An 8,221-nucleotide genomic window follows, 5' to 3' on the forward strand; every position below is an offset into this window, starting at 1 on the left:
GCGCGCGCTTGCGGCGCACGAGCTCGTCGCGGACGGCCTGCGCGAGGCCCGCGCGGTGCTGCGCGGCGGTGCCCGGCTCGGCGTCGGCGGGGCGCAACGACGCGGCGTGGTCGCTCACGGCGGCCCGCGCCACGGTCCGGGCCGTCGCGACGGACAGCGCCGGGTGCTCGGAGGTCACGTACTTGCGCAGGTAGAGGTCGTCGACGACCTCGGCCTCCAGGTCGGCGACGTCGGGCAGCAGCACGGCGTCGTGGTCGACGTCCCCGGCGGTGCCCAGCACGGTGAGCATCTGCTGGCAGAAGCCGTGCGTCGTGGTGATGGTCGCCGCGTCGAAGTCGGCGAGCGCGCGGGCCAGGCGGGAGCGGCGGAGCGCGAGCTCGTCGGCGCCGACGTCCACGAGGAGGCGCACCACCTCGTCGCCCGAGCCGGGCCCGGTGCCGGTCCGCAGCGCGCGCTCGACCTCGACGAACCGGGCCCGCACCCGGTCGCGGAGCTCGGCGGTGGCCGCCCGCCCGAACGTCACGAGCATGAGCTCCGGGAGCGTCGCGACGCCCTCGGCGACGTAGCGCACCGCGAGCGACGCGATGGTCGTCGTCTTGCCGGTGCCGGCGCTCGCCTCCAGCACGACGGTGCCGCGGGGGAGCGGTCCGCGGACGTCGAACACGGGCGCGCTCACCGGGTCACCATCGAGATCGTCTCGTGCTCCAGGAGCGCGTCCCACAGGGTCCGCGACAGCGCCCCGAACCGGGTGGGGTCGTCGGGCCACCGCGCGCGGTCGGCCGCGGTGGCCGCCCCGGCGATCGCGTCGAGCGAGAAGCCGTCGCCCCAGACGAGCGCGTGCGACGGGTCGACGACCTCGAAGCCGCCGACGCCGCGCGCGGCCTCCTCGGCGGTACCGAGCTCCCTGCGCGCGTCCGCGAGGGCGTCCTGCGGCGAGCCGTCCGCGTGCCGCGCGCGCCCGTACGCACAGCTCGTCGCGAGCGGCAGCGGCAGGGGCTCGCGCAGCGCGGCACCTGCGAGCTCGACGAGGTCGGCGAGCACCGCGGCCGCCTGCTCGGGCCCCGGCGACCGGAGCTCGGCGACCCGCGCACCGCCGCCGGGCCCGCGGCCGACCGTCACCGTCCGCAGCGACCGCGCAGGCTCCGCGACCGAGGCGGCGAGCAGCTGGACCCAGGCGCGCAGCCGGTGCTTGGCCGCGAGACGCGAGTAGACCGCGCGGACCAGCACGTCGTCGTGCCACGGCCCGACCGTGCCGGTGAGCACCGCCCCGCCCGGCAGGGCGGCGACGACGTCGAGGGTCCGCGCCGGCGCCGCCATGCGCGGCGCGAGCGTCGCCTCGACGATCGGCCCGACGGAGGCGGCGACCTCGGCGAGCGTGGCGGTGCCGAGCGCGCCCGGCGGCACATGCCCGCGACGACGTTCGGCGGCCACGGCGGTCGGCAGGTCGACCCCGCCCAGCGTGGCCTCCAGCAGGCGGTCGCCGATCGACCAGCGCTCGAGCCCGCCCAGGTCGAGCGGCAGGCGGTCGTCGAGCTGCGGCGCGTCCCCGGGCAGCACCACCCCGAGCCGCCGGCGGACGAACGCCCGCACGGGGTGGGTCAGGACGTCGACCAGGTCGCCGACGTCGTCGACCTCCGGGCCGGGGGGCAGGGGACCCACGAGGAACGGCCCGGCGTCGGGTCGCTCGTCACGGGCCGCCTCGGCCGCGGCGAGGTCGAGGACGTCGAAGCTGAACGGCCCCGGCCGGCCGAGCGCCCCGGCCGTGAAGTTGCGCTCGTCGACGGTCTGCAGCGGGTGGTGCACGACGACGTGCTCCCGGGCCTCGACACCGGCCGGGAACGCGGCGGCGTCGTCGAGCGCGTCGAGCAGCTCGCCCACCGGCACCGCGGGCGGCCGTGCGGCGCCGGTCCGCTCGTCGGCGCCCGAGTGGATGACGACGAGCCGCTCGGTCGCGCTGGTCACCGCGTCGAGGAACAGCCGGCGGTCCTCGGCCCGCCGGTCGCGTTCGCCGACGACCGGGTCGCGCGCCAGCAGGTCGTCGCCGTCACGACCCGAGCCGCGGGGGAACGCCCCGTCGTCGAGCCCCAGCAGGACGACGACCCGGTGCGGCACCGCGCGCATCGGCTCGAGCGAGCACACGGTGAGCGCCCCCGTCCGGAACCCGGCCCGGGTGGGACGCCCGCGCAGGTGCGGCTCGAGGAGCGCCACGACGTCCGCGAGCCGCAACGACCGCTCGGGCGTCCCGACCGCCGCGCGGACCTCGCCGAGCACGCGCGCCGCCTCCAGCTGCTGCCACCGGTCGGTCGCGGGGACGTCGGTCAGCAGCCGCAGGGACCGCTCGACCGTGTCCAGCCAGGCCGTCACCGGCCGCGTGCCGTCCAGCTCGTGCAGCACGTCCGTGAGGCGGTCCAGCAGCTCCGCGAGGCGCCCGACCAGGTCGACGTCGGTGCTGTCGACGTCGTCGACGGGCAGCACCGCGCCCACGTACCGCTGGTCCTCCTCCGCCATCGCGACCCCGAGCAGGAGGCGGTCGAGCGCCGTGGACCACGTGCCCTGCGGGACGGCGCCGAGCCGGAACCGTTCGCGCCGTGCCAGGTCCTCGCCCCACCGCACGCCCGACTCCAGCGCCCAGCCCCGGACCCGCTCGAGCTCGACGTCGTCGAACCGGAACCGCTGCCGCACGGGCGCGAGCCCGGCGAGGTCCACGACCGCCGAGGCGGTGACCCGGGAGCCCGCCAGGTCGAGCAGCCGGGCGACGAACGCGAGCAGCGGGTTCGCGCGCGCGGGCGCCCGGTCCGCCACCCGCACCCGCAGGCCCCGACCGGGGTGCTCCCCCGCGGGGCCGCCCGCGGCCGGGGGCGTCGCCCCGAACGTCGCCCAGACCAGCGGCGCGACGACCTCGACGTCGGGGCACATGACGACGACGTCGCGCGGCTCGAGGGTCGGGTCGTCGGCCAGCAGGCCCAGCACGACCTCGCGCAGCACCTCGACCTGCCGCGACCGACCGTGGCACGCGTGCACCTGGACGGTGCGGTCCGCGGGGTCGGCGGGGTGCCGCTGCCCGGTCGACGTGCCGGCATCCGCCCGCAGCCGCGACTGGAGCGCGCCCAGGACCGTCGCCGGGGGAGCCGGGGAGTCGAGCAGGGTGACGTCGGGACGCAGGTCACGCAGCCGCAGCTGCAGCTCGACGGCGTCACCGGCCATCGACGCCAGCAGCGGGTGCGCGGCCACGACGGGGAGCTCGCGGCGCCGCACGGCCGTGACGTGCGCGGCCTCGACCTCCTGCCACAGCGCACGCGACGGGTGCGGCAGCCACAGGTGGACGTCACGGTGCTGCGCGAGGGCACCGAGCACGCGCAGGTGCGCATCCGGCAGGCGGGTCGCGCCGAGCACCGACAGCCGCTCGGGCAGGTCGACGGCCGAGGGGTCGGCGGCGAGCACCCGGACCGCGTCGTCGAGCCGCTGCGCGGGGGCCGGGGCGCCGACGCGCTCGCGCACGAGCCGCCACAGGTGCGCCTGCCACCGCAGGTCGTCGGGCAGCGGCGCCCCCGCACCGTCGTCGTCACGGCCCTCCGCCCAGGACCGCACGAGCGCGGGCCGCTGCGTGTCGTACGCGGTGAGCAGGGTCGCCAGGCGCTGCGCGAGCCGCAGCCGTCGCCCGCGGCGGACGTCGTCGCCCGCGGCCCCGAGGTGCCCCACGGGCGCGGCCAGCAGCGGGTCGGCCGCCTCGTCGTCGAGCACACCCAGGACGTGCCACGCGAGCCGCTCGGCGCCCCACGGGTCGTCGTCGGGCGCCGTGCCCAGCGTCGCCGCGAGGACGTCGGCGACCGTCCGCGCGGGGGAGGAGAAGCGCACGTTCGCGCAGACGCCGTCGCCACCCGGTCCCGCGCCGAGGCGGTGGGACAGGCGCTGCGCGACCCACCGCTCCACACCGCGCGTCGGGACCAGCACGACGTCGGGCGTGAACGGGTCCGGCGGTGCGACCGCGAGCACGTCGGCCAGCGCCGCGACGAGGACGTCGCTGCGCTCCGCGACGTGCACGCGCAGGGCACCCGCCGTCGTCGTCCCGGTCGCCACGTCACCCACGGCCGTCACGCTAGCGTCCGGCACCCTCACCCGCGGGACGGCCTGTGGACGACCGCGACCTGCCCCTGCCGCCCAGTCGGCCCCGCGTCCCCGGGCCCTCGCGGGCCGGTCGGGCGGCCGACCGAGATGTCGGAACTGTTCGGTAACCTGCACGCTCGTGAGCGAGTGGGTGCCCGGGCGGCACGTCCTGACCCCGCGCGAGGCGGAGGAGATGGCGGCGCACCACATGCGCGCGCTCGGGCACCCCGACGCGCACGCCGGCGAGCGGCGCGGTGCCGACGGCGGCATCGACGTCACCGCGGACGCAGCGCTCGCGCAGGTGAAGTTCCGCGGCAGCCGCGCCGGCCGGCCCGACCTCCAGCGGCTGTACGGCGCGCGGGCGGACCGGACCGGGCTCGAGCTGTGGTTCTTCACGGGGGCGGGGTACTCGGACGAGGCCGTCGAGTACGCCGACCGGCACGCCATGGTGCTGTTCACGTTCGACCTCGCCGGCACGCTGACGCCCGCGAACGACGCCGCGTCCGAGGTCCTCGACCGGTCGGTGTCGGCGCTCGCGTCCGGTGGCCGGGTCGAGCAGCGTCGCCGCGTCGCGGTGCGGCCGGACGACGGCGATGTCGCGGACCACGGCGCGACGGATACGGACCGCCCGCGGGACGGCGGACGCGCCGCGCGCGACGCCGACGACGGGTCGACCGCCTGGTGGGACGGCCCCGAGCACCCCGCGCCCGAGCCGTCGTACGCCGGATGGCACTGGGTGTCGCCGGGCCGCGCCGTGCGGCGCAACCTGCTCCTCGTCGTGGCTGTGCTGGCGGGAGCGGCAGCGTGGCTGGTCGGGACGCACGTGCCCGCGCTCGAGTCCGCGGCCGCCGACCTCCAGCGGCTGACCGGCCGGGTCGTCGACGTCGGTGACGTGTTCGTCGGGTGCAGCGCCGTGGCCCTCGGCGCGGTGGTGCTCTACATGGTGCAGGTCGCGGTCATGTTCCGCCTCGGTCGGCACCCGCTCAAGGTCCCGGTCCGTGCGCGCCGGCGCCGGCGCCGGACCCCGGCCCGCTCGGGGTCTCGCTGAACGCGCGACCGGGCCGGGCCCGGTGCCGGCAGGAAGCGCTCGCCGCAATGCGACGAGCCGGCCGCACCGTGGGGTGCGACCGGCTCGTGGCTGGTGCGGGTCGGTCCGACCGGCGCGACGCGGGGGCGTCGCTCGTCAGCGCGGACCGGGGTGCGCGGCGATCAGCCGGCGCGACGCTGCCGGGCGGTGCGGCGCTTGAGCGCGCGACGCTCGTCCTCGGACAGGCCGCCCCAGACACCGGCGTCCTGGCCGGTCTCGATCGCCCACTTGAGGCAGGTGTCGACGACGTCGCACCGACGGCACACGGCCTTCGCCTCGTCGATCTGCAGCAGTGCCGGGCCCGTGTTGCCGATCGGGAAGAACAGCTCCGGGTCCTCGTCGAGACACGCTGCGCGGTGGCGCCAATCCATGAGAGATCTCTCCTTGGGCACACGGCTGCCCGACGCACCGGGGTGAGGGCGCGCGACTGCCGGGTGTGATCGGGGTGGGGGGGACGTGCTCCATCTAGGGTCACATCCGTCCTCGCGGCGCACAAGGGGTTACGAAGGCGTTTCGACTGGGTAACGGATGAGGCGTTGGTCACATCTGGGCGTCGCCTGTGTGACCCCACCCACACGCGCACCGTGCTGAACCGATATCTCTGCAGGTCAGCGGGCGTGCCGCACGCACCCGCGACGCCGTGCCGAGGACCCGGCGTGGTGGCCCTGCGACACCTAGGCTCGGGGTCGTGAGCCGCCGCCCGACGCCCCTCGCCGTCCTCTGTGTCCTTGTCGTGCTCGAATCCGTGGTAGTGGCCGGAATGGGCGTCGCCTTCACCGTCGACCTGGTGCGTGGGGTGACGCAGGTGCCCGCCGCCACGGTGTTCCTCGTGCTGTTCTGCGCGGGGGTCACGGCCCTGCTCGCCGCCGCCGCCCGCGGGCTGTGGCAGGGGCGGCGGTGGGCACGCTCGCCCGTCATGACGTGGCAGATCCTGCTGGTCGTGCTCGCGGTCGGGTGGCTCGGCGTCGAGGCGTCCGTGTGGGCCGCGGCGGTCCTCGCGGTGGCGCTCACGGTGGGCGTCCTGCTGGTCCTGCCGCCGGTCGTCGCGGCGACCACTCAGACGGCCGGAGAGGCCGGCGGCTCGGCGCCGCAGCGGTAGACCTGCACGGGGACGCGCGCCCGGCCGGCGACGAGCACGCCGCGCCCCGTCGGCCGCTCCTGTGGGTCCACGAGCCACGGCGCCGCCGGACCGACGAGCTCCGCACCGGCGGGGTCGAGCGGGTCGAGGACCAGGGCGAGCCGGTGACGCACCGCGGCGGCGAGCGGCCCCCGCAGCGCACCCGCGGCGGCGGTCGAGGTGGCCGCGACGACGACCCGCACCGTCCCGGCGGGCTCGCGCAGCAGCCGTTCCACGACCTCGGCCGTCTCCGGTGACAGCAGCGGCAGCTCGTCGGCGTCGTCGACGAGGACGACCGCGTGGGACGTGGGGACCTCCGCGCTCGTCACGTCCCGGACGCCGGGCAGCCCTCCAGCCGCGCGGTCGTGGGCGACGAGCCGCACGACCGGTGTCCCCGTCGCCCGGGCGGCCGCCGCGACGACGCCGAGGGCGTTGGTGCGTCCCGACCCCGGCGGTCCCGCGACGAGCAGCGCACGGCCCAGGCCGACGACGACCTCCGACGCGGCGTCCCCGCCCACCCCGACGGGCACGAGGACGTCGGCGTGCCCACCGGGGTGCTGCGCGCCGACGAACGGCCGCAGGGCCTCGGCGGCAGCGCCGTGACCGCCTCGCCCGCGCACCGGGGAGGAGGTCCCGGTGGCCGGGAGGTCCACGCGGACAGGGAGACGTTCGACGCGCGCGACACCCTCGTGCGCGGGTCGGGTGGGCTCAGCAGGCGCCACGGGCACCACGAGGGACGCCGGCCCCGACGCACCTCGCTCGTCGGGATCGACTCGGGCCACCTGGCAGAGCAGCGGTGGACCGTCGCCCAGCCGCACCGCCCGTCCCGGGCGGGACCGTGGACCCGCGAGAGCGGCCGGCACGCCCGCGAGCGCGTCGAGCGTGCCGTCGGCGACCCGCAGCACGAGCCGGTCCCGGAACGCGGCCGCGTGGTGCGCCGACGCCGACGACACGTCCGCGCTCGCGGCGACGGCCACCCCGAGAGGCGCACCGCGCCAGCACGCGGTCAGGCGCTCCGCTCCGGCGCCGCGAGCGACCGCACCGAGCGCGTCGAGGACGGACGTGAGGCCGTCGACGAGCAGGACGGTCGGGCCGCCCGCGGTACGGACCTCGTCGCGGGCCGCCAGGACGCCCAGCAGGCGCGTGATCCGCCGTACCTCGTGCACCTCGGCGACCGTGCCGAGCGTCGCGTGCACGTCGGCGGCGTGCAGCGCGGCCACCGCCGCGGCGGGCAGGCCGACGGCGTGCACGGGTCGCCCGGCGGCGAGCGCCTGCACGCCGACCGCCACGAGCGTCGTCGTCCGCCCCGACCCCGGACCGCCCAGGACGAGCAGGTGTCCCCGCTCGGGCTCCCACCGCACGCCCTCGCGCCGCTGCTCGTGCGGCACGTCGCCCAGGGCGAGCGCGAGGCCGGGCCCGGGCGGGACGTCGTGGGGTGCGACCTGGTCCGGCAGGTCGGGGAGCCACGGCACGGACGGCGCGGGCCGGCCCTGCGCGGCCTGCCGTGCGGCGGCGACCCAGGTCGCCGTGCCGTCGGACCCGGCAGGCGACGCGGACCGGTCGCGTCCCGGTGCGGGCGTCCACCCGGTCCCGCACGCGGCTCCGTCGCCGAGGACTGCCGTCCGTGGTGCGAGTGCGCCCTCGTGCAGGCCCGGCCACGACGGGTCGGTCGTGGTCGCGGCGTCGCGAGGTGCGAGCGTCCGCAGCGTCCCCCCGTCGGCACGGTGCGAGACGTCCGCTCCGGCACGCGCGGCCGAGGCCGTCGCGAGGACGACGGCGGCACCGGCACCGGCACCGGCGGCGTCGGCGGGCCGGCGCGGTGCTCGGGCGAGCCGCGCCGGGGGCGTCCCCACCCCCGGACGGGCACGCGCCACCTGGACGAGCTCGAGCGGTCGGGAGCCGCGGCGCACGAG

General features: G+C 77.9%; 5 protein-coding genes and 1 pseudogene. 2 read left to right on the forward strand and 4 right to left on the reverse strand.

Annotated features, from left to right (window positions below; translation table 11 throughout):
- Together CBZ_RS10890 and recC are read right to left on the reverse strand one after the other, a co-directional pair.
- Nucleotides 1-676 (reverse strand): UvrD-helicase domain-containing protein (locus CBZ_RS10890; RefSeq protein ID WP_165446736.1); only part of this gene is annotated, 676 nt, incomplete at its 3' end.
- On the reverse strand, nt 673-4,086 hold the full coding sequence (gene recC, locus CBZ_RS10895; RefSeq protein WP_246013277.1) for an exodeoxyribonuclease V subunit gamma: 3,414 nt from the start codon (nt 4,084-4,086) through the stop codon (nt 673-675). The genes recC and CBZ_RS10890, both read right to left, overlap by 4 nt.
- A gap of 157 nt (nt 4,087-4,243) precedes the next feature.
- Between recC and CBZ_RS10900 the strand changes: the two genes are divergently transcribed.
- Entirely contained in the window at nt 4,244-5,152 is a 909-nt protein-coding gene (locus tag CBZ_RS10900) for a restriction endonuclease (protein WP_130781574.1), read from the forward strand.
- 161 nt (nt 5,153-5,313) lie between these two features.
- On the opposite strand, the gene CBZ_RS10905 is transcribed toward CBZ_RS10900, so the two are convergent.
- On the reverse strand, nt 5,314-5,562 hold the full coding sequence (locus tag CBZ_RS10905) for a WhiB family transcriptional regulator (protein ID WP_013771685.1): 249 nt from the start codon (nt 5,560-5,562) through the stop codon (nt 5,314-5,316).
- A gap of 425 nt (nt 5,563-5,987) precedes the next feature.
- Here CBZ_RS10905 and CBZ_RS10910 point away from each other — a divergent pair, with 425 nt between their 5' ends.
- Entirely contained in the window at nt 5,988-6,290 is a 303-nt protein-coding gene (locus tag CBZ_RS10910; protein WP_246013279.1) for a hypothetical protein, read from the forward strand.
- On the opposite strand, the pseudogene CBZ_RS10915 reads toward CBZ_RS10910, so the two are convergent.
- A pseudogene (locus CBZ_RS10915) lies at nt 6,248-8,221 on the reverse strand (hypothetical protein); the annotation flags it as partial. The gene CBZ_RS10910 and the pseudogene CBZ_RS10915 overlap by 43 nt on opposite strands.

The sequence above is a fragment of the Cellulomonas biazotea genome (assembly GCF_004306155.1).
In the GTDB taxonomy this organism is placed as follows: Bacteria; Actinomycetota; Actinomycetes; order Actinomycetales; family Cellulomonadaceae; genus Cellulomonas; species Cellulomonas biazotea.